At 61.5% G+C, this 23109-nt stretch carries 16 protein-coding genes; 7 read left to right on the top strand and 9 right to left on the bottom strand.

Annotated features, from left to right (window positions below; genetic code table 11):
* Positions 1–81 precede the first annotated feature (81 nt).
* On the top strand, positions 82–405 hold the full coding sequence (locus ACZCWR_RS26745) for a winged helix-turn-helix domain-containing protein (RefSeq protein ID WP_487306158.1): 324 nt from the start codon (positions 82–84) through the stop codon (positions 403–405).
* On the opposite strand, the gene ACZCWR_RS26740 is transcribed toward ACZCWR_RS26745, so the two are convergent.
* Complete coding sequence (locus tag ACZCWR_RS26740; RefSeq protein ID WP_487306033.1) at positions 406–1725, bottom strand: DUF2325 domain-containing protein; 1320 nt, start codon at positions 1723–1725, stop codon at positions 406–408. It lies immediately after the preceding gene.
* Between the two features lie 203 nt (positions 1726–1928).
* Here ACZCWR_RS26740 and lpdA point away from each other — a divergent pair, with 203 nt between their 5' ends.
* On the top strand, positions 1929–3698 hold the full coding sequence (lpdA, locus tag ACZCWR_RS26735; protein WP_487306032.1) for a dihydrolipoyl dehydrogenase: 1770 nt from the start codon (positions 1929–1931) through the stop codon (positions 3696–3698).
* 3 nt (positions 3699–3701) lie between these two features.
* Here lpdA and ACZCWR_RS26730 read toward each other — a convergent pair whose 3' ends face one another.
* Complete coding sequence (locus ACZCWR_RS26730) at positions 3702–7166, bottom strand: response regulator (RefSeq protein ID WP_487306031.1); 3465 nt, start codon at positions 7164–7166, stop codon at positions 3702–3704.
* A gap of 334 nt (positions 7167–7500) precedes the next feature.
* Between ACZCWR_RS26730 and ACZCWR_RS26725 the strand changes: the two genes are divergently transcribed.
* Complete coding sequence (locus ACZCWR_RS26725; RefSeq protein WP_487306030.1) at positions 7501–7806, top strand: hypothetical protein; 306 nt, start codon at positions 7501–7503, stop codon at positions 7804–7806.
* Between the two features lie 66 nt (positions 7807–7872).
* Here ACZCWR_RS26725 and ACZCWR_RS26720 read toward each other — a convergent pair whose 3' ends face one another.
* The 7 genes from ACZCWR_RS26720 to ACZCWR_RS26690 form a co-directional block, all read right to left on the bottom strand.
* Positions 7873–8208, bottom strand: coding sequence for a hypothetical protein (locus tag ACZCWR_RS26720; protein WP_487306029.1), 336 nt, complete (start codon positions 8206–8208; stop codon positions 7873–7875).
* A 97-nt stretch (positions 8209–8305) separates the two neighbouring features.
* Positions 8306–8569, bottom strand: a complete 264-nt coding sequence (locus ACZCWR_RS26715) for a hypothetical protein (protein ID WP_487306028.1) — start codon at positions 8567–8569, stop codon at positions 8306–8308.
* A gap of 103 nt (positions 8570–8672) precedes the next feature.
* Positions 8673–9416 (bottom strand): acetoacetyl-CoA reductase, encoded by a 744-nt coding sequence (phbB, locus tag ACZCWR_RS26710; RefSeq protein WP_487306027.1) that lies wholly within the window; start codon positions 9414–9416, stop codon positions 8673–8675.
* A 95-nt stretch (positions 9417–9511) separates the two neighbouring features.
* A complete protein-coding gene (locus ACZCWR_RS26705; protein WP_487306026.1) occupies positions 9512–10693 on the bottom strand; it encodes an acetyl-CoA C-acetyltransferase in 1182 nt (393 codons plus the stop codon).
* A gap of 869 nt (positions 10694–11562) precedes the next feature.
* Positions 11563–14262 carry an autotransporter family protein gene (locus tag ACZCWR_RS26700; RefSeq protein ID WP_487306025.1) on the bottom strand — a complete coding sequence of 900 codons (2700 nt, stop codon included), beginning with the start codon at positions 14260–14262 and terminating at the stop codon, positions 11563–11565.
* A 168-nt stretch (positions 14263–14430) separates the two neighbouring features.
* Positions 14431–15576 (bottom strand): dienelactone hydrolase family protein, encoded by a 1146-nt coding sequence (locus ACZCWR_RS26695; protein WP_487306024.1) that lies wholly within the window; start codon positions 15574–15576, stop codon positions 14431–14433.
* A gap of 46 nt (positions 15577–15622) precedes the next feature.
* Positions 15623–16966: an Nramp family divalent metal transporter gene (locus ACZCWR_RS26690; RefSeq protein WP_487306023.1), complete on the bottom strand. Its 1344-nt coding sequence runs from the start codon at positions 16964–16966 to the stop codon at positions 15623–15625.
* A 202-nt stretch (positions 16967–17168) separates the two neighbouring features.
* Between ACZCWR_RS26690 and ACZCWR_RS26685 the strand changes: the two genes are divergently transcribed.
* From ACZCWR_RS26685 to ACZCWR_RS26670, 4 genes are all read left to right on the top strand, one after another.
* Positions 17169–19082, top strand: a complete 1914-nt coding sequence (locus ACZCWR_RS26685; protein WP_487306022.1) for a site-specific integrase — start codon at positions 17169–17171, stop codon at positions 19080–19082.
* Between the two features lie 172 nt (positions 19083–19254).
* Positions 19255–20433, top strand: coding sequence for a ParA family protein (locus tag ACZCWR_RS26680; protein ID WP_487306157.1), 1179 nt, complete (start codon positions 19255–19257; stop codon positions 20431–20433).
* The gene (locus ACZCWR_RS26675; protein WP_487306021.1) at positions 20434–21405 is read left to right on the top strand and encodes a ParB/RepB/Spo0J family partition protein; all 972 of its coding nucleotides are present in this window, start codon (positions 20434–20436) and stop codon (positions 21403–21405) included.
* A gap of 318 nt (positions 21406–21723) precedes the next feature.
* On the top strand, positions 21724–23022 hold the full coding sequence (locus tag ACZCWR_RS26670; protein WP_487306020.1) for a replication protein O: 1299 nt from the start codon (positions 21724–21726) through the stop codon (positions 23020–23022).
* Positions 23023–23109 lie beyond the last annotated feature (87 nt).

The following is a 23109-nucleotide window of genomic DNA, read 5'->3' as shown; positions in this document are numbered from 1 at the left end:
TCGGGCATGGCGACATCCCTCAAAACCAAGGACAACGTGACCGACACGGCGACGGACGAACCCGCGCAAGTGCGGTTTCGCATGCGCATCACGAAAGGCGAGGCCATCGCGGTCGGGCCGGGCAAGATCACTTTGCTCGAAGCGGTGCGCAAGCATGGTTCCATTTCGGCGGCGGCGCGCAGCCTCGATATGTCGTACCGGCGCGCGTGGTTGTTGATCGACGAACTCAACAAGTCGCTCAAATCGCCCGCGACGGTATCCGAACAGGGCGGTCAGAGCGGCGGCGGCTGCGTGCTCACGCCGGTCGGCGAAGACATCGTGCGGCTTTATCGCGAAGTCGAACGCCGCGCGTACGATGCCTGCGCGGAAGAAATCGCCACGCTTACTGCGCTCATCAAAGATTAATCAACCGTGACGCAGGCAGAAGGCCGAAGGCGGCGGCGCGCTCGCGTGTTCGTCGCGTGCTTCCTGTTCGCGCGCATCCAGCCGCGCGATGAATTCGACGAAGCTCGCCACGCTGGCCGTGCGTAACGGCGCGTAGTTCACGCCGTAGCGCTCGCAGACGCGCTTTAGCGTGCTCATCGAATCGTGATCGATGCAATCGACGGGAAACAGCGCGAGATCCGCGTTCGGCAGCGCGGCGGCAAGCAAGCCTTTGCGATCTTCGATGCCGCCATCGTGCACGGTCAGCACGCCGCCTGCGGCTTCCACGAGCGCGCGCAGCATCGCGTTCGAATTCGGCCGCCCGCCCACGTACACGATGCGCCGTCCCGTCACCCACTCGATCGCGCGATGACGCGCGTCGTTGCGCTCCGAGGCGAACGTCGCGCGTTCCAGCGCGGCGCTTTCGGCCTGCACGATCTTGAGCATGGCGTCGGCTTCGTCGAGTTGCAGGCGCAGCGTGCGCACTTGTTCTTCGTAGTGCTGCGCGCGTTGCTCGGCGGCTTCGCGTCGGCTCGTATGCAGCGCGAGACGCCGCTCGCCATCCTCTACTTTTTCGATGAGACGCTGCACGTCGTCTTTCTGTCGAGCGGCGGGCCGTTCGAGTTGCAGCGCCTGTTCGCTCAACTGACGAACCGATGCATCGCGCTCCGTGCTCAATTCCAGCAAACGCGTCTGCTGGCGTTCGAGCTTGTCCCGCAGCGCCGCGTTTTCTTCTTCCAGCGCGACGAGCCGCCGAATGTCCGCGCGATTCGCAGCGCCGACCAGATGAGACAGCATGTGCAGTTCACCGAACGCGGACTGACGCACTTCGATGCTCGCATGCGGATGCGTCATCACGGCCCAGTACGCGGGCGGGATATCGCCGGACTTGAGCGCGTCGTTCCAAAGCGTGAGCAGCGCTTGCGAATCGCGCGCGGCGTCGAAGCGGCGGATCGCGCCTGCGTAACGTTCGTCGAGCGCTTTGTGCAGCGCCTTCGCTGCCGCGCCGCCCGCAATTGCGAGTTCGACCGCTGCGTGGTGAATCTCCAGATCGCTCGCGTGATAACGGTCGATGCTCGCGAACTTCGGCACGAGCCGGCGCAATTCCCCAGTCGAAAGACACGTCCCGATGATCGAGCAATGCAGATGCGAATCCAGTTCGTGCAGCTTCGCCCGGCGATTGCGGGACTGACGCAGTTTGGCATCGCTCGGCTGGCAGCAACCTTCGGGATGGCGCGGGTAAGCGGCATCGGCGAGAGGCTGCGTGCTGGTGCGGGCGAGGGGAAACGGAGGGGTCGGCATCGTCACCTCGTGTCGGTCTGCGCATGGGAATCTATTTCGCAATATATCACTGAATATAGCGAAGACCGAAACGACCCGTCCTCTGCGGCATGGCGCAGGCACACGGCGTATGCTACGACTTCGGCGCGGACCGCCCACCGGCTCGGCGTGGCTCGCCGCCCATTTCCGCAGGACCACACGCATCGCTTACAAGGAGAAAACGCATGGCCAGGATTGAAGTCAAGGTGCCGCAACTTTCCGAATCCGTCACCGAGGCGACGATGTTGCCCTGGAAAAAGAAAGCGGGCGACGCGGTGACGCAAGACGAAATCCTCGTCGAACTCGAAACCGACAAGGTCGTGCTGGAAGTGCCCGCGCCTGCATCGGGCGTGCTGGCGGAAGTGGCGAAGAAGGAAGGCGATATCGTGCACGCGGATGAAGTGCTCGCGGCTATTGATACGGAGGCGAAGGCTTCTGCTGCGCCTGCGCCTGCACCCTCGCCCGCCGCTTCACCTGCGCCGACGCCCGCGCCTGCACCAGCTCCCGCCGCTGAAAAATCCAGCGAGAAAGCCGAATACGACGTCATCGTGATCGGCTCCGGTCCCGGCGGTTACATCGCCGCGATCCGCGCCGCGCAGCTCGGCAAGAAAGTCGCGTGCGTCGAGGAATGGATCAACCACGCGGGCAAGGCGAAACTCGGCGGCACGTGTCTGAACGTCGGCTGCATTCCGTCGAAGGCGCTGCTGGCATCGTCCGAACAGTTCGAGAAGGCCAGGCTGCACTTCGATGAACTCGGCATCACCATGGACAACCTCGCCGTCGATGTCGACAAGATGGTCAAGCGCAAGGAAGCCATCGTCGAGAAAATCACGGGCGGCGTGGAATTCCTCTTTCGCAAGAACAAGATTACGTGGCTCAAGGGTCACGGCAAGCTGGCGGGCAAGGACGGCGGCAACTTCAAGATCGACGTGAGCGGCGGCGGCAAGACGGAAACGCATACCGCGCAATACGTGATCGTGGCGACGGGTTCAAAGGCGCGGCATCTGCCGAACGTGCCGGTCGATAACAAGATCGTCTCCGACAACGAAGGCGCGCTCGCCTTCGATTCCGCACCGAAGAAGCTCGCGGTGATCGGCGCGGGCGTGATCGGCCTCGAACTCGGTTCGGTGTGGCGCAGGCTCGGCGCGGAAGTGACCATTCTCGAAGCGCTGCCGGATTTTCTCGGCACGACCGATACCGCGCTGCAAAAGGAAGCCGCCAAGCTCTTCAAGAAGCAAGGGCTGACCATTCACGTGGGCGTGAAAATCGACGACGTGAAGACCACGGATTCAAGCGTCAGCGTGTCCTATAAAGACAAGGACGGCAACGCGCAGACGCTGGAAGCGGACCGTCTGATCGTGTCGATCGGACGCGTGCCGAACACAGACGACCTCGGCCTCGATTCCATCGGCCTCGCGACAGACGAGCGCGGCTTCATCCCCGTCGATGGCCACTGCGCGACGAAAGTGCCGAACGTCTACGCCATCGGCGATGTCGTGCGCGGCCCCATGCTCGCGCACAAGGCGGAAGACGAAGGCGTGCTGGTGGCGGAAATCATCGACGGGCAGAAGCCGCATATCGACTACAACTGCATTCCGTGGGTGATCTACACGCATCCGGAAATCGCGTGGGTCGGGCAGACGGAACAGGCGCTGAAGGCCGAAGGCCGCGCCTACAAGACCGGCCAGTTTCCGATGCTCGCCAATGGCCGCGCGATGGGCATTGGCGAGACGGACGGCTTCATCAAGATGATCGCGGATGCCAAAACCGACGAGATTCTCGGCGTGCATATCATCTCGGCGAACGCGTCGGATCTGATCGCCGAAGCGGTCGTGGCGATGGAGTTCAAGGCCGCGTCCGAAGATATCGGACGCATTTGCCACCCGCATCCGTCGCTCTCGGAAGTCATGCGCGAAGCGGCGCTCGCGGTGGACAAGCGCGCCTTGAATATCTGAGCATCACACGCGGCGCGGCATCCACACGCGCAGCAGCGAATACAGCCGGTCGATGTCGATCGGCTTCGCCAGATAATCGCTCGCGCCCGCCGCGAGACATTGCTCCTGGTCATCCTTCATCGCTTTCGCGGTGATCGCGATGACCGGGAGCTTCCTGAAGCGCGCGTCCTGCCGCAAGCGACGCGTGGCTTCCAGTCCATCCATGCCGGGCATCATCATGTCCATCAATACGACATCGATATCCGGCGTGCGGTCGAGCGCCTCCAACGCCTCGAAACCGTTGCGCGCGATATCCACCGTCAAGCCCTGATGCTCCAGCGCGCTCGATAGCGAAAAGATGTTGCGAATGTCGTCATCCACCAGCAACACGCGGCGGCCATCCAGCACGCGGTCGCGCGCGCGGGATACATGCAGCATGGCCTGGCGGTCCGCCGACAGTTCCGTTTCCACTTTGTGCAGGAACAGCGTGACTTCATCGAGCAAACGTTCAGGCGAACGCGCGCCTTTGATGATGATCGACTGCGAATAGCGCATGAGTTCGGCTTCTTCCTCGTGCGTCAGATTGCGGCCCGTGTAGACGATCACCGGCGGGAACGAGTACGAATCCGTCGCGGCCATCTGGCGCAGCAAGTCGCCGCCCTGCATGTCCGGCAGTTTCAGATCGATGATCATGCAATCGAACACGGTGCGCTTGAGCAGGTCGAGCGCGTCCTGACCGTATTCGACGGGCGTGATTTCCACATCCGTATCGCTGATGAGTTCGACGACGCTCTGACGCTGGCGTGCGTCGTCTTCCACGAGCAGCACGCGCTTGATCTTCTGGCTGCTCTTTTCTTCGAGACGTTGGAAGATGGACGTGAGTTGATCGCGCGTGGTCGGCTTGACCGCGTAACCGATCGCGCCGAGATGCAACGCGGCCTCGCTCCGGTCCGATGCCGACACCACGTGAACGGGAATATGCCGCGTCTTCGGGTTCGCCTTCAGTTCCTGCAGCACGACCAGCCCCGAGCGATCCGGCAAGCCGATGTCGAGCAGGATCGCGCTCGGCGCGCGCTCTTGCGCGACGCGTAATGCATCGCCCGCGGTGCCGCACACGATGCAGCGATAGTTCAGTTCGTGCGCGAGTTCCAGCAGCACGTGCGCGAAGTCGGGTTCATCTTCGACCACGAGCACGAGACGGCGCGTGGGCGAGGTATCGTCGCGGTCATCGGCGATCACGAAGCTCGCCTCGATGCACTCCGCAGGCACTTCGATGACGGCGGGCGCGGGCACATCGACGGGCGGCGGCGCTTCGAACGATGCGGGCGTTGAAGATGACGCCGCTGCATCGAACGAAATCGGCATGGTCAGCGTGAAGGTGCTGCCCTCGCCCAGCGTGCTTTTCAGCGCGACCGAGCCGCCCAGCAAGCGCGCGAGACTGCGCGAGATCGACAGGCCCAGACCGGTCCCGCCGTAGTGACGGCTCGTGGTGCCATCCGCTTGCTGGAACGCTTCGAAGATCGCTTCCTGCTGCTCCGCCGCGATGCCGATGCCCGTATCCGCCACCACGAACTGCACCGCGTTCTCGCCCGCGCGCCGCAGCGTGAGCGAGACGCTGCCGGCATCGGTGAACTTCACCGCGTTGGACAGCAGGTTCTTGAGGATTTGTTCGAGCCGCCGGAAATCGGTGGTGAGCGTGAGATCGCCTTCGAACTCGCTTTGCAGATTGAGCCGGAGGTTCTTCTGCCGCGCGATCGGCTCGAAGGTGCGCGCGAGCGTTTCCATCACACGCTTCGATGGCACATCTTCGACATGCAGATCCAGCTTGCCCGCCTCGACCTTCGAGAGATCGAGAATATCGTTGATGAGATTGAGCAGGTCGTTGCCCGCCGAATAGATGGTCTGCGCGTACTTGACCTGATCGACCGTGAGATTGCCCGCGCGATTCTCGGAGAGCAGCTTGGCGAGGATCAGCGAACTGTTGAGCGGCGTGCGCAACTCGTGCGACATGTTGGCGAGGAATTCCGACTTGTAGCGGCTCGCGCGTTGCAAGGCATCGGCGCGCTGCTGAAGTTCGCCTTGCGCGACGCTCAGCGCCGTGTTGCGTTCATCGAGCGCGCGCGCCTGTTCGGCAAGCTGATCGTTGGTCGTTTCCAGTTCGGTCTTTTGATTCGCGAGATACACCTGCGCCTGCGAAAGCGCCGTGGTCTGCTGCTCCAGTTCCTCGTTGGTCGTGCGCAGTTCTTCCTGCTGCATCTGGAGTTCTTCGTTTAGCTGCTGCGTCTCTTCGAGCACATGCTGCAAACGCTCGCGATACTGCGCGGCCTCCACGAAATCGCCGATGTTTCCCGCCACGAGTTGCAGAAAGCGCTGATCGCGCTCGGCAAGCGTGTGCATCGCGCCGAGTTCGATCGCGCCGTTCGCCTGCCCTTCGTTCTCGATCGGCACGATGACGACGCTCGCCGGTTCCCCCGCGCCGAGCGCCGAGTTGATCTTCCAGTAACCTGCGGGCACTTGCGGAAGCTTGGTCAACGTGCGCGTATGCACCGCCTGCCCGACGAGACTGTTCACGCCTGTCATCGTCTCGGGCACGCTCGCGGAAGCCGGATCGAAGCCGAAGCTGGCGGTACGTTTCAACGAACCGTTCGCCTCGCGTACATAGAACGCGCCCAGCGACACTTGCAGATAGCCCGCCAGAAAATCGAGGATGGTCTGACACAACTGGTCGAGCGATTGCTGGCCGATCACGCGGCCCGCGAGTTGCGTCTGTCCATCGCGCAGCCACGCCTGCTCCTGAAGCGCGTGCGCCTGCTTTTCATGTTCGGCGATGGCCGTGCTGAACGCGCCCGACAGTTGCATCAGTTCGCGCCGCCCGAACACGGCGAGCACCACGGACAGCGTGAGACTCAGAATCAGGAAAACGGCGACGGTGATGGTCGTCAGTTGCTTGGCAGACGCCACGCGCTGAATGCGCAAGGTCTGCTCGATGTTGAGGAACGCGTCGAGTTCGCGGTCGGTTTCGGCGCGTTCGGCGGCACCGCGTCCGCTGCGCACGAGCGAGGCGATGTCGGCACCGTGACGGCGCGCGGCGATCAGCACGTCCGCCACCTGGTCCCATTGCGCCTGCAACGCGCGAATGCGGATCATCCGGTCCACTTGCGGCGTGTTGTCCGAGACCAGGTCGGCGAGCGTGTTGATATCGGCGTTGAGCTTGGGCTTGGCGGTTTCGAAGGTGCCGAGGAAGGACTCGTCGCCGGTCAGCAAAAAGCCGCGCAGCGCGCTTTCCTTGTCGCCGACGAGCCGCCCGATTTCCTGCGTGTTGCCGATCACCCGCTCCGAATGCTCGACCCATTCGATTCCAGACAGCAAATACAGCACGAGCGCGACGAACGCCACCGCCGTGACGATGCCCGCTCCGAGCGGCACCGCGAGATTGCGAAAGAGAATCCGACGAAACGATGACTCGTCGACACCAGACCGCAAGGGCATGAGCTTTGCTCCCAGGACGCGAGCGCCACGCGACGCTCATCGATTGATTTGTAGTTTTCGTTTCTGCCGGTTGCGCATCATAACCGGTTGATAAGTGCCGCGTCGGTTGATGACTTTTCGATGGCCTTCGGATCGTCAGGGCGCACGTACGTTCGAAACAGTTACACCAGCCTGAATGTTTGCCGATACCGCCTTACAATGTGCGCGCGGTCCGCACGTGGCCGCTTGAATCGCTGGTGCATGTCTGGTTAGTCGCTCAATGCTTCATCTCCCGCTTCATCCCCGCCGTCGGCTTCAATGCCGCACGGCGTCCATAACGATCTGAGGAGTCACCATGAAAGCAACGCTTGCCAACAAACTCGCTGTTTCGTTGATCGTGGCTGCATTCGGCGCAGGCTTCGCGCCGGCATCGTTCGCGCAGGACACAGGCACGGCCGCGACCGATGCCACACAAGGAACGGCATCCACCAAGGCGCAACGCAAGGCAGCCCGCAAGCAGGCACGCGCGAAGAAGAATGCGGAACTCAAGAAGCTCGAAGACGCAGGCTATAACCCCGCGAAGCGTGACGACGCCACCTATCCTTCCGACGTGCAGAACGCCGAGAAGAAGGCAGGCATCGGGCAACCCAAGACGCAGTAATCCGCTTTAGCCGAACGCGCCGTGCGCGACCGTCGATGGTCGTGCACGGCGCTTTTTTTTGCGGCTTCAACCAGCGGTGCCGTTGGTCGCCAGCGGAATGCAGGTGAACGAAACGGTGGCCGATTGTTCTTCGAGCGAACGCACGCCCTTGGTCGCTTCCTTTTTCACGGATGCGCGTTGCGAGCGTTGCTTGCAGAAGTCGTTGGCGGCATCCAGCGCCTTGTTGCGCGCGGTGACCCACGACATATCCGTGCCGGTGGCCTTGCCCGTGACCTGATACGTGTTCGGGACGGGGCCGGCGGTGACATCGCTGGCGGTGCCGCACGCGGCGAGCAGCATCGAAAGCATGCATGCGCCGAGCGCATTACGTGTGATGAGAGAGGATCGGAGAGACTTCGACATACGCCTGAACCATGTTTTTTTGAGGTACGGCATGCATGGTACAAGCGCTGGCGAAAATCTTCAGGCATCGCTGCGTCTGAAGAAAGCGGGCACGTCGTCAGGATTGCGCGATGCGTTCCAGCAGACGTTGCAGCCGCGTGTGCTGCGAGGTGGCGAGTCCCGGCGTGGCGAGCGCATCCGCGACGCGCGTTCGCCAGTAGGTCTTCGAAAACACCGAATTCGCGCCTTCGAGATTCAGCACTTGTTCGAGATGCTCGATGGCGGCATCCAGATGCGTCACGCTGTACGAGCGCGCCACGACGTTGAAGTTGTTCATGGACGTAAGGCACGCCCCTTGGGAAGCGGTTTGAAGCGTAGACATGGCCGGTCTCTCTTAGATCGATGCGACACGCGCACGATGGATCGAACGCAGCGCGCATTCAGCGATGCGCGCCGCGCTGGCGTTGCGTCAGTGCATCGACGCGTTACTGCATGTGCTGACCGCCGTTGATCGCGATGTTCGAACCGGTGACGAAACCGGCATCGTCCGAGCACAGGAACGCGACGAGCGCCGCGACTTCTTCTGGCTTGCCCAGACGCCCTGCCGGAATCTGCGGAAGAATTTTCGTGTCGAGAATCGTTTGCGGGATGGCCGTCACCATCTTCGTGGCGAGATAGCCGGGCGAAATGGTGTTGACGGTCACGCCCTTCTTCGCCACTTCGAGCGCGAGCGACTTCGTGAAGCCGTGCATGCCTGCCTTGGCGGCGGCGTAGTTCGTTTGCCCGACTTGCCCTTTCGATCCGTTCACCGAAGAAATATTGATGATGCGCCCCCAGCCCAGCGAGACCATTTCTTCGCAGACCGGCTTCGTCATGTTGAAGATGGAATCGAGGTTGGTGCGCAGCACGGCGTCCCAGTTCACCTTCGTCATCTTCTTGAAGGTCGTGTCCTGCGTGATGCCCGCGTTGTTCACGAGAATCGCGATCGGTCCGACTTCGCGCTGAATCTTCGCGATGCAATGCTGCGTGGAGTCGTAATCGGCGACATCGACCGGATACGCGCGGAAGTTGCGCCCCTGACGATCCATGCTCGCAAGCCACTCGGACGCGCTCGTGTTGTTCGGCGAATGCGTGACGACGACGGCAAAACCCGCGTCATGCAGTTTGATGCTGATGGCTTCACCCAGGCCGCCCATGCCACCCGTTACCAATGCGATTCGTTTGGTCATCCTAATGCCCTCTCTCAGGTTGATACCGCTTTTAATGGCTCCGGCGCGGCGTTCGGCTTTGCGCCGTTTTTCTATCGCCGCGCCGGGTTGCTGCTTTACGGACGTTCGACCGCCAGCGCGACGCCCATGCCGCCGCCGATGCACAGCGACGCCAGGCCCTTCTTCGCATCGCGCTTCTGCATTTCGTGCAGCAGCGTGACCAGAATCCGCGCGCCCGATGCGCCGATCGGATGCCCGATCGCGATTGCGCCACCGTTCACGTTGATCTTCGACTGATCCCAGCCCATCTGCTTGTGCACGGCGAGCGCTTGTGCGGCGAACGCTTCGTTGATTTCCATCAGGTCGAGGTCGTTCATCGTCCAGCCTGCGCGTTCGAGACAGCGCTTCGAGGCCGGCACCGGGCCCATGCCCATCACTTTCGGATCGACGCCTGCGTTTGCATACGCTTTGATGCGCGCCATTGGCGTGAGGCCGAGCGCTTCGGCCTTCTTTGCCGACATGACGATCACGGCTGCTGCGCCATCGTTGATGCCGGATGCGTTCGCCGCCGTGACCGTGCCTTCTTTCGAGAACGCAGGTTTTAACGAGGAAAGCGCTTCTGCGGTCACGCCATGGCGCACGAACTCGTCCGTGGTGAACTTGACCGGATCGCCTTTTCGCTGCGGGATCGAGACCGGCACGATTTCATCGTCGAAGCGGCCGGACTTTTGCGCGGCTTCAGCTTTGTTCTGCGAGAGCGCCGCAAACTTGTCCTGCTCTTCACGCGTGATGCCGTACTCGCGCGCGACGTTCTCGGCCGTCGTGCCCATGTGGTAGTTGTTATAAACATCCCACAAGCCATCGACGATCATCGAATCGATCAGCTTTGCATCGCCCATGCGAAAGCCATCGCGCGAACCCGGCAGCACGTGCGGTGCGGCGCTCATGTTCTCCTGACCGCCCGCGATCACGATCTCCGCATCGCCCGCGATGATGGCATTGGCCGCGAGCATCACCGCTTTGAGGCCCGAGCCGCACACTTTGTTGATCGTCATGCCCGGCACCATGTCCGGCAATCCGGACTTGATGACCGACTGACGTGCCGGGTTCTGTCCCGAACCCGCCGTCAACACTTGTCCGAGGATGACTTCGCTGATCTGCTCGGGCTTCACGCCCGACCGCTCCAGCAAGGCCTTGATGACCGTTGCACCCAGATCCGGCGCCGCGATTTTCGCGAGCGAACCGCCAAACTTGCCGACCGCGGTACGCACAGCCGATACGATCACTACGTCATTCATGTCGAGTCCTCCTTACTCGTTGCTCTGGATACTTGCCTGTTGCCCGATGTTTCTCGAACACGCGCGCGCCTTCCCGCAAGGAAATGACGAAGCCGCTACGGGTCTGGCTGTGCGATCGACCCGCGCCCGCTCGCACGGAAAAGTCGATGCCGGAATATCGTTTGTTTAAAGCAAATGACCGGGTCCAACTATATGGACCTTTGATTGATGCTCTCAGGTTCAGCCACCGCCCTTCTCTCATACCGCGTACGCTTTACGTAAAGACGTGATTCGACACCGCGCGAAGAATCCGCATGCGCGCGTTCGAACTGCATGGTATTGGGAAGTTATTCGGTATATGCGCGCTTGTGCGTCGCATCAATTTGAGATGATTTTAAACGTAAACCATGGCTAAAAACTTTCATATTTCTAGGTGAAAACCCTAGGTTAAGTAAAAAGTCCCTGCGCTATGTACGAAAAGGCTCCGGTTTAGCAGAACGGACGTTCAATAATAGTCATATATGACGATGAAAATTGCGTTCGCTTCAACATTTTGAGATTGCGCACGGTATACCGAAACGCCAATCGGCGATGATTTTTGCAGCTCGGGTAAATAAATTCGCTGTTATATGAGATTGGAGAGGCAGCCTTTGCGGGCGCACGTCCTATTCACAGATATATAAGGCATTGGAATGATCGCGATGGCAAAAAGGCATAACGCGAAACAATTAGCATAGTTGAATACGTTATTAAAAAGTGTTTCCGTATCTTTCCATAAGCAATCATATTGACGACACGACTGCTTCCCGCCGCATAGCGCGCCACGGAATGCCTCCACGCGCTAAGGTGCTGTTTTCTCGCGTGGCTCTACTATCAACCGGCGTTCAGACTCACCACTTCCAGCGCACACCCGCTCCGCCTTCGATCGCGCTGCGATGCGCCCCGCCCACGTTGATCCCATAACCGGCGTTCGCATACACGCTGCCCCGCGCGCTCACTTTCGCGACGATGCCCGCGCCGAACTGCGCCGAAGTCGCGGCGACGGCCGTTGGGATGACGGTCGTGTCGGCGAAGGTAACGGCGTCGGTCGCGCCGAAAGTGCGCCAGAGATCGGCGCGCACGGATGGCTCCCATGACGTGCCGAGCGCGTCGAAGTGAGCAAAGAGGCGCGCGCCGAGCCGTCCGATGAAGCCGCTCGCTTCGTGGAAGGACACGTTCGAAATACCGTCGTCGATGTCGTTCAGCGTGACGTGCTGCCAGATGACCTGAAGCTGCGGCTCGATGCCGAACTTCGCCGCGAACATGATCGGCAAGCCCGCTTCGAGCGATGCAGCGAGCGCGCTGCCGTGCGGCGTCGCGCCGATGTTCCGGTTCGATGACGCATCGGCGTTCAATGCGCTGGCGAGCATGACGGCGTCCGTGTACCAGCCGGCCGGTCCGATGTGCGTCCAGTACACGCCGCCGCTGTAGGCGTTCATCGACAGATGACCGGCATCGGCATTCGGAAGGCCGAGCGCGAAGCCGCCAATGTCGCCGCTCGCGCGCGCGAAGCTCAGGAAGAAACCGAAGTGATTGCGTTGACCGCTGGCGGTGGCATCCGCGAATACGTCGTGTCCGATCTGGATGCCGCCGATACCGCCGCTGAAGGATTGATCCGCCGCGCCGTCGCTGTGCAGCGACGCGTGACCGCCCCACACGCGCGACCACGCGGCGGGCAGCGCGCCGGTTTCGGTCAGCAGCGATTGCGCGCCCTGACGGTCGTGGAAGATGCCGATCTGTTGCGTCGTCAGTTCGCGCGCGAGGGGCGGCACCTCGGCGTAGGCCGGGACTTCGATGCGGTAGAGCGGCGTCGGTGGCGAACCGGGCGCAGGCGGCGGGGGAAGGATGGGGGTTCCTGCTGCGGCGACGGGCGGGGTTGTTGGAACTGGAGTTGGGATCGGCGCGGGCGCGGGCGTGGGTGTTGGGCTTGCAGTTGGCGCCGGTGTTGTTACAGGCGTCGGAACCGGCGTCGCCACAACCGCAGGCGGAACGCTCGAACGCAAATACCAGTTATCCGCCGTCCCCGCGCTCACCCCGCCTTTGAACAGGAAGTAACTGTATGCGCCCGCATCCACCGAATGCGCGAGCGTGAATGCGCCCGCCGAACTCGTCGCGCCATTCGTCGCCTGCACGACCATGATTCCGTCGCCCACGGTGAGACCGCCGCGCCCGCCGACATTGCTCACGCCAATCGACGTCGTTCCCCCGGCGACACCGCTCGCAACCACGAGCCGATCGCCCGGCGAATCGTCCGCGCCCATCACGGTCTGCACGAGCAGCCGGGCATTGTCGCCAAAGTAGTTGCCCTTCACGATGAACACATCGCGCGTGCCCGAACCGCCGTTCGTGAGATCGATGATGCCCGCGTTGTTCAAGGTCACGCTTCGCCCCGCGATCGCCGGTTGCAACGCAGTCTGTCCGACGCCGCCCGCGAAGATCGCGCTCGCCGCGTCGATATCGAGCGTGCCGGTGCCGGTCGCGGCATCGCCGAGCGTGAGACCGTTTGCATCGAACGTGAGCTGACTGCCGTTCGCCACATTCACCGCCTCCCATCCGGCGATGCGCGCAAGCCCGCTCATCTGCGTGCCGTCGAACGTGAGCGTGTCGCGGCCCGGACCGCCATCGATGCGCGTGGTCGCGTCGAGCGTGGCATCGCTCAGATTGCGGATGGTCGCGTGATCGTCGCCCGCGCCGAGCGTGATCGGACCGGCGATGGTGCCGCCGCTCCATGTCAGCGTGTCGGCACCCGAAGTCGTGTTGATGCCCTGACCGATCGTGCCGCCCGTGATGGTGAGATTGTTCGTGCCGCTGCCGAGATCGACGCGTCCGCCGATCGCGCCGCCCGACATCCTGAACGTGTCGTTGTTTTGCGCGGCGGTGAGATTGCCGTCGATCTGTCCGCCCGACATGTCGAACACGTTGTTGCCGATGTTGAGATCGACCGTGCCGATGCGTCCACCCGTCATCGTGCCGATATCGCCGTTCGCGAACAGGCCGACGATATGGCCGCCGGACATGCGAAAGGTGTCGGAGCCGTCACCCTGATCGAGCGAATCGAGCTGGCCGGCGGTCATCGTGAAGGCATCGACACCATCGCCTTGCCGAATCTGGCCGGTGACCGTGCCGCCATTCATGTTGAACGTGTCACTACCCGTATCGGTTCTGACCGCGACGCCCGCGCCTCCGGCAAGCGTGCCCGTGTTGGTGATCGAGACGTTGATCTTGCCGCTCGCCGCGATGGCCTCGGCGCGCGTGCCGCGAATGGACCCGCTGTTCGTGATGGTTTCGGCGCCATTCGAGATCGAGACGCCCGTCGTTCCGCTGATCGACCCGCGATTGTCGAGTGTGCCGCCGCCGTTCGCGACGATGCCCGGAACCGTGCTCCTCGAAATCGAACCCGTGTTCACGAGATTCGCCGCTTTTGCCACGATCCTTAAAGCCGGGTCGCATGGCGTGCCGCTCGCGCAGGCGGCGAACGCGGGAAAGGCGCGCATCGTGCAGGTCACGCCGAATGCGAGCGAGAACCCACGGGACGCGGACGAACGAAGCATGTGTCCTCCGGCCGTCGCGATCGTTCGAATCGGCGCAACGAAGGCGGAACACGTCACGCGAATACAACATGATCCGCTGTCCCTCGCTGGTCGGTCACACCCAACGGCCAAGGTCCAGCGTAGACCACGCGCGCGCATATCCAAAGGACGATGCGCGCGCGTGGCCGCTCAGACCGGCTTGCCCTCGCTCGATGCCCAATTGGGCATCAGTTCGTTGCTCGGCAAGGTTTCATCGAGAAGTTTCTGCGCGGTCTTGCGCCCCGCGACCGGCAACCCGGTTGGATCGAGCACGCCGATCTGCACGAGCACGGAAGCCTGATCCCAATAGATGTGTTCGTTATAGAGCTTGTCGCCGCGAAAGCGTATGACCGCGAGCATCGGCACTTCGAAGTAGCGGCCGGTCGGCGCGAGGCCGGGCAACAGCCAGTCGATTTCGCGATCGTGCGTCGCGCAGAACACGAATTCATCGACGACGCGATCCGAGCCGATGGTCCGCGACACGGGAATCAGCTTCGTGTCCGCCGGATTCGAATTGACGAAGTGATGCGTGTAGAAGCGCTTCAACTGTTCGTAACCGACGCCGCCCGTCATGGTCGGCACGTGATTCACGTACGGTTCGGCGACCATCGTGGGCATGACGGCATCGACATCGCGCGTGGCGAATTCGAAGTAGCAGTGCTGCTCCCACAGGCGGTTCAGATCGTAGACCGGACCGAGCACCGCGCGCAGCAGCGCGAGCGTGCGCGAATAGGCCATCAGCGAAGCGGCCTTGTCGGCGTGTGGGCTGGCGGGATCGGCGAACCCTGCGACGCATCCCGGATAAACGTATTGCTGAATGGCGGGCTTTTCCGAGAGTTCGGGCAGGCCGGCGCTTTCGGCGAAGTGGAAGACCATCGGGCAGCGGATCGTCGGGATGTCGGCGAGGCAGGCTTCGAGGTCGTCGGCGTAGTAGCTGACGGCGCAATCCACATCGGATTGCGCGGCGATGCGTGTCGCAAGTCGGCCGCCCGCGCCGAAGCCTACGACGCCGATCTTGCCGGCACGTTGCGGCAACGCGCGCAAGGCATCGAGCACGGCCGCGAGATTTTCCGAAGCGATGCCGCCGGGCTTCGGCTCGCGGTCCGGGAGTTCCGGCGCGAGGACCACGTAGCCCTCTTCCGCGAAGCGCTCGGCGGTGTGCGCGATGAAGGCATCGGGTCCGGTGGCGTCGTGCAGCAACAGAAGGCCGGGACCGGAACCTTGGGCGGGTTGCGTGACATAGGCGCGGATGGCCGCGGCATCGCGAACCGGAATATCGATGAACCGGCCAGTCATGGCGAAGTGCTCCATATTGGTGAGAGAGATTGGGATGTTCGCGCGCTCAGGAAAAGAACGTATCCGCGAGCAGCTTCACGTTCAATACGATGATGATGCCCGCGACCAGCCACGCCAGCGCCGCGAGCGCGCCACCGATGGCGAAGACGCCCATCTTGCCGCGATCGGAAACGAAACGCACCAGCGGCACGATGGCGAACGGAAGCTGCATCGACAGGATGACCTGACTCAATACCAATAGATGCGCCGTGCCTTTGTCGCCGTAGATGGCCGTAACGACGATCACCGGCACGATGGCGATGGAACGTGTCACGAGCCTGCGCGCCCAACTCGGAATGCGCAGGTGCAGGAAACCTTCCATGACGATCTGTCCGGCGAGCGTCGCGGTGACGGTCGAGTTCAGACCCGAGGCAAGCAGCGCGACCGCGAACAAGGTCGATGCGAGCGAGAAGCCGAGCAGCGGCGAGAGCAGACGGAAGGCATCGCCGATCTCCGCGATATCCGTTCGGCCATGCGCGTGGAAAACGGCGGCGGCGAGAATCAGGATCGCTGCGTTGACGAGCAGCGCGAGAGTCAACGCGATCGTGCTGTCGACGGTCGCCCAGCGGATGGCATCGCGGCGTGCCTCGACCGAATCGCCGTACGCGCGCGTCTGGACCACCGACGAATGCAGATACAAATTGTGCGGCATCACCGTCGCACCGATGATGCCGATCGCCACGTAGAGCATCTCGCCGTTCATCACGATTTGCGGGGACGGCACGAATCCGCGCAGCACGGCGGCGAGCGGCGGCGCGGCGGCGGCGATCTGCAGCGCAAAGCATGCCGCGATGATGACGAGTAGCGCGATCACGAAGGCTTCGAGCAAGCGAAAGCCTTTGTTGAGCAGAAGCAGGAGCAGGAAGGCATCGAGCGCGGTGAGCAACGCGCCTGCGATCAACGGAATGCCGAACAGTAATTGCAGCGCGATGGCGGTGCCGATGACTTCGGCCAGATCGCACGCGACGATCGCTGCTTCGCACGCCAGCCACAGCGTGATGTTGACCGGCTTCAAATAGTGTTCGCGGCACGCCTGCGCAAGATCGCGCCCGGTCGCGACGCCCAGCCGGACCGAAAGCGCCTGAAGAAGAACCGCCATCAGATTGGAAAGCAGGATGACGGCGAGCAAGGTATAGCCGAAGCGCGAACCACCGGCGAGATCGGTCGCCCAGTTGCCGGGGTCCATGTAGCCGACCGAGATCATGTAGCCCGGTCCGGTGAAAGCGAGCAGGCGTCGCAGCCACGAACCGCCCTGCGGCACGCGCACCGATGCGTACACCTCGGGCAGACTTGGAGTCGATTCATCGTCTTTCCGGTGCTGCTTGTATACAGTGCGGCGGGGATCGCGCATCGGCGACGGTCTCCTGCGGATGCCGGGAACGGGTGTGCTGGAAATATGCGCCGCACCGCTGCAAGATTCAAGCGGACCCTGCATCCCGCGCTCGTCCTGAATATTTAGGCTGATAATTCTACTTATCAGATGCAGTGATTTACGTTGTCAAAATCGAAGTAGCTTGATAACCTCCGCCTAACTCCCTGAATCCAAAGTATAAATGAAACGCCTGGAACTACAGTCTGCGGATAATACACGGCTCACGCGGCAGCATTTCGCACTGTATCGCGGCTATCTGGACGGAGTTTCGGAAGCGCAATTGCATGCATCGTACGGCGACACCGGCGCGGATGTACGAAGCACCCGCCGGTTGATCGCGGTATTGCGCGACACGCTCTCCGTGCTGGCGCGCCGCGCTCACGACACCGAAGCTGCCTATCTGCTGCGGCTTCGTCCCGGAAGCATTCCGCCGCCCGGCGCGGCGGTATCGGAGCGCGCGCCATCGCTCGATGAGTTTCGGGAGCGCGTGGACCCTGACAACGTTTATGGCGAAGCCGAGCTGCTGGCGTTGTATCAAGAGACTTTTCCGCCGGGCGCCTCGCCCGCGCTCGATCGGCGTGCAGCGCGCAATACGCGTTTGCGTCGACGGCAGGCAGAGGCGCTTGCCCGGATGGAAGCGAATCTCGCGCAAGATCCCAAGCCGGAGCATCCGGTCGAGGGCTGGCTCGAACCCGCCCTCGCCCGCCGGCTTACGGAGGCGGGACTTGTCACCATCGGGGATGTCATTGCATCGGTCGAAGCCCGGCGGCATCGTTGGTACACGGGGGTTCCGCGTCTTGGTCCCAAAGGCGCGCAACGTGTGGTGGATTGGCTGGGACTGCATGCTCAGGCGCTTCGACACGCGCTTTCGGATCGGGCGCTGGTGCCGCGCCGGCAATGGACCGGCGCGATTTCGCACCGTTCAACGGCAGATGCGGACGCACTTTGCGTGGCGCCGCTTGAGGCGCTGCGCGTCCCGGTCGCGCTGGATGGCTCCAAGGGGTCGAATCGCGGTCGAATCTCGACGAGCGCTTATTCCACCGATATTCGCGCGATCACGGCCTGGCTCGACGCGCGTGCGGGAAATGAACATACGCGACGGGCGTACCGACGCGAAGCCGAGCGGCTCGTGCTTTGGGCGCTGATCGAAAAGAAGAAGGCGTTTTCATCGCTCGATAGCGCGGATTGCGCGGAATATATCGGCACTTTTTTGGCTGACCCGCAGCCTGCGGCGCGTTGGGTCCGGCGCGGACGCGTCGAGCGTTGTCTGGCGGCGTGGCGCCCGTTCGCCGGCCCGCTTTCCGATCGAAGTCGCGAAAGCGCGCGCGCGATACTCACGGCGCTGTGCGCATGGCTAATCGAAGTGAATTTTTTGGCGAACAACCCGTTTGCAGGCATCGGACGCGCGAGTGAGCCTCCCGTTTTCCAGTCTGTTGGACGCACGCTCGACGTCGAGCAGTGGAAGATCGTGCTCGAATCGACCGTACGGGAGAATTATTCGTTTGTCGAGCATCGTGACCGGCTGACCCTTCTTCTGGCTTATGCAACCGGACTTCGCCGCGCCGAATTGGCCGCAGCGACGGCCGACGGGCTTTCGGTCGGACGAGTACGCGGCGTCGCAGGCCCGGTTTGGCGGCTTGACGTGGCAAGCGAATCAGGAAAAACCCGGACGGTGCTGCTGCCGCCCGCCGTCATTCAGGCCATGCAAGAAAACTTTGCGATGCGTGGAATGCCCGACCCGCTCGCCTGCCCCGAGAACACGCCGATTCTGGCTCAGGCGCGAACTGGCCGGGCGATCTCGCCGGACGGCATCGGTAGGATTATCAAGCAGATTTTCGCCGCGGCGACGACTGACTGCGCGACGCGTGGCATGCAGGATCTCATGCGAGCCAGTACACACTGGCTCCGTCACACACATTCGGTCCACGCCTTGAGTCATGGCGCGGAGCTTGGCGAACTCAGCGCGGCGCTTGGCCACGCATCGCTTGCAACGACATCGCTCTACGCTTCGAGAGACGAAGCTAGCCGGTTTTTGGGCGTTGAAGCACTTATTCGCGCCACTTCAGGCGCAAGAAAAGTTTACGCGAAGGGTTGAGCGGTAAACTTCACCGTCTCGAGTGTTGTAAAAACACCCGATCCCGAGGGTCGGCGACTTCAGAGTTTACTTGAGGTTTACCGGTTGGGCGTTTATTCTTCGGTTTGCAGTGTGTTTCTCACAAACCGAAGAATTTTTTGCTTACCCAGGCCCGCCAGTGACCGCGAACTCAATGCTAAGCGCTCGGCTTCCCGAAGTCGATCAATCCGTTTCGATCGAAACGCTTTTGGGAGTGGCCGCCCAAGCCACCGATATCCTCAATCAAATCCGCGATGCGATGCTCGAACCGTATCCGCGGAAGAATGCTCCTACCTTCACGAGTGCTCAGGTCGCATCGCTGTGCGGCGTTGATAAGCAACGGTTTCAATATCTGACGACCAAAGGCGACCTTCCTGCCGGCACATCCAAGGGAGCGGGCCGGAGCAAGGAGTTCACGCTCGCGGAAGCATTGACGTGGATTAGGGCGACAAAGGAACGCACGCGGCGGCCCGAGGGTAAACGCGGACGCATCGTCACGGTGGCGAACTTCAAGGGCGGCGTTGCGAAGACCACCACGGCAGTCTCGGCGGCGCAGGCTTTGACGCTGCTCGGTCGCCGTGTGCTAGTGATCGACTGCGATCCGCAGGGCACCACGACTCAACTTTGTGGCTGGGCGCCGGATGCCGAGATCACGGATGACCAGACGTTGCTTCCCCTGATCTACGGCGATCAGTCGACCTTGCACTACGCCGTGCAAGAGACGTATTGGCACAACCTCGATTTGATTCCAGCATCGTCATCGTTGTTCGACGCCGAGTTCGAGATCCCGGCCAAGGTATTGAACGACAGCACGTTCGAGTTCTGGGAGATCCTGCGTACCGGGCTGATGCCGCTTGCGCAGGAATACGACGCCATCGTCATCGATACCCCGCCGGCGCTGAGCTATTTGACCATCAATGCGCTGCTGGCGTCCGACGCCATTCTCCTGCCCTGCCCGCCCGAAGCGCTCGACTTTGCGAGCTCCACACAGTTCTGGCACTTGTTCGCGGATATCGCGAAAAAGCTGCCGGGGGTGTTGGAGCAAAAGCGCTTCGACTTCGTGAACGTGATCATGACCAAGGCAAAGTCTGACGACGTTTCGCGCGTGGTTCGCGGTTGGTTACAAAAAGCTTATGGCGATCGCGTTCTGCCGTTCGAGATTCCGGAGTCAACTGTGCCCAAGGGCGCTTCGGCGCAGCTATCCACGGTTTATGACTTGTCCAAGCCGGACGGCAGCACGGCGGCATACAACCGGTTCAAGGAGCCGTTGGACCGGCTGGCCGAACATCTCGACGCGCAGTTTGTTCGCGCGTGGAACCAGAAGGAGGATTAAATGGGCATCGGGGACAGACTACTCGCCAAGACTGCGAACGTCGGAAGCAAGCCGGCCGAGCCGGGTTCGGCGCGCCCGGCGAACAGCGAGGCGCGCACATCGCCAGGCCGTCTGATGGATGCACAGCACCGCATCAATACAGCGCAGGCGCGGATCAAGGAACTCGAAGTTCAGTTGGAGGAGCGGGCGGCACTTGAGGTGCCGCTCGATGCGTTGACCGAAGTCGGTGGCCGTCGGCGGAAGCTGACTAGCGAGCAGTTTCAGGAGCTAAAAAACAATCTGGCTCAACACGCGCTCGCCACACCCATTCTCGTGCGTGCGTTGCCGAATGATCGTTTCGAAATCGTCGCAGGCCATAACCGGGTGGCGGCTTATCGCGAGCTTGGCCGCACTAGCATTAGGGCAAATGTTGCATCGATCGAGGAAGGCGAAGTTGAATTCGCTGCGTTCTTTTCGAACTTGCTTTCGCCGTCACTTACCGACTTCGAGAAGTACTGGAACTTCAAACGGCTTCAGGAATTGAGTGGCCTTTCACGCACTGAAATTTCGGAAAGCGCAGGTCTTAGCAAGAGCCACGTAACCCGGATCTTTTCGTTCGATGCGCTCCCCGACGCGGCGAAGGCTGCACTCGCTGAAAAGCCCGAACGTCTCGGAAGTAACGCTGCGCAAAAACTGGCGGCGCTCGCCGAAACAGGAAAGGCCGACAAAGTTATCGAGGCCGTGCGCCGACTTGTGGACGACGAGAGTTTCACGCAGGACAAAGCTGTCGCCCTTGCAACTCAGAAACCTAAGACGCAGGCTCCGACCACCACGGTGGTGCGCGCTGGTAGAAGGAAGATATGTGAAGTATCGACTCGCAACGGTGTGGTTGGCGTTCGATTCTTTGAAAACGAAGCGGTCGACGCTGAGCAGTGGGGACAGCGGATTGTCGATTTCATCAACAAGACGCTGAGCGAATCAGAGCAGGGATAGGCCCTACTAGGTTTTCCTTACGAAACAAGGGGTTAGCATCGAAGCGCTTTACACGATGCGATGGACCTAGTAGAAACTCCTTATAAAACAACGACCTAGTCGCTACCGACTCAAAGGCCTCTATGTAATCACCAGATTCCAGAAAGACAAAAGCCTTCGGCGCCAACCGAAGGCTTTTGAATATCGGGCTTACTGCTGCTCGCCCGGTTCGCTTCCCGACGCCAATCGGGTCACGAGTCCACACAACTCGGAGTTTAGCGGATCACGATCGGCAGTCAAGCGTTTGTCCTCCATTTTCCAAAAATGGACGAGCTAGACATGCTTATCGCGCAATTTTCCGTTGCTGGCGAGGAACACACTCGCCCTGAAACTCCCTCAACCTGTATCGCAGGGGAAGATCAACAGGCTCTCGAAGAGTTTGCTTGCGATCGATCCAATCTCCCTTGGGTCATCTTTCGCGCGGCCCATCGCGCAAATCACGTCATTGCACTCCCTCCTCGCGCGCGTTCATTGCTGGCCGCACTTGCGCGTACTGTCGACGCCGCGCGCCCGTTCGCAGCCATTTTTGCTCGGCGCGAACTGCTCACTGGACGCGCTATGCAATCCATGCGCACGTTCTATCGGAGTCTCGAGGACCTCGAACGCACAGGGATGATTACCCGGCCGCCGCAAACACGCTATGGCGCCGCAGGCCTCTTCGGCCGTGCCTACCTCTATCTGACACCGAAGGCCGCAACCTTGCTTGGACTCGCTCAAGACGACGAACAAGCCGCAGCGCAGAGCGAGAACCGCCGAGAATCTGACGCGCTCGCTGAAACCCCGATTCTTTTTGTCGAACCGTCTGTCACGGTGGCAGACCGCGCTATATATAAGGATCTAAACCCTATAACTCAAAAGAGACAACCGGAGACGCTCCCTCGTGACCTCCAACGCCTGCGGATTTTGGGATTTCGAGATTTCCTGATCTTCAAACTGATGGGAGAAGCTCGCAGAAACATGAAGCGGCTATCGGACGTCGTTGAGGCAACGTGGGAACACCTTCAACGAGCGAAGCAACCCATCTCCTACCTCCGCGCGCTTCTGCGCTCGCCGGTTGATTTCGCGTACCGGGTTCGCTCAGCGCATCAGGAAGAGGTTGTCGCGCATGCGGAAAAGGTTCAACGCGCCGAGGCCGACTCGTTCGCACAAGATCTCGCTGGCCGAGAGTTCCGGAGCCTTGACGGCTCGAAGAGCTTTTACGTCGCTGATGATGCGTCCTCTGTCGTCGTTCGCGACCGAGACAACGGTGTCACGCGTGTCCGTACCGGCCGATGGATCCACGATTTCCAGACGGCGCTCAACCGTGGCGCAATCACGGCCTCGACGCCCGCAGGATCGATCGTGCGGTCCGTCGAATTGGAACAGAGCCGCCGAACGGTGTCAGCAGACCGCTTGGCCGAACTGAAAGCGTTTTTGAAGCGGCAGCGAGCAGTTGGTTTGTTGCCTCGATCTACTTCGAGCAGCATCAGTTCGGCTTCAGTCACACCGCCGGAGCGCATCTCTACGAATGAACTGACAAATGAATATTCCGACCACCGAGCGACTGTCTTACGCCTCCTTCTCTCACATCGTGAATAAAAGCCGTCACAACGCCTCAACGCTGCTATACTCTAAGGTTTCGCCGAAACGGCGATTGAAAAACACGATCCGCGCCCCATCTGCGGA

Source organism: Caballeronia sp. A2-2 (genome assembly GCF_057612605.2).
This window is presented reverse-complemented; position numbering and strand designations above follow the sequence as displayed.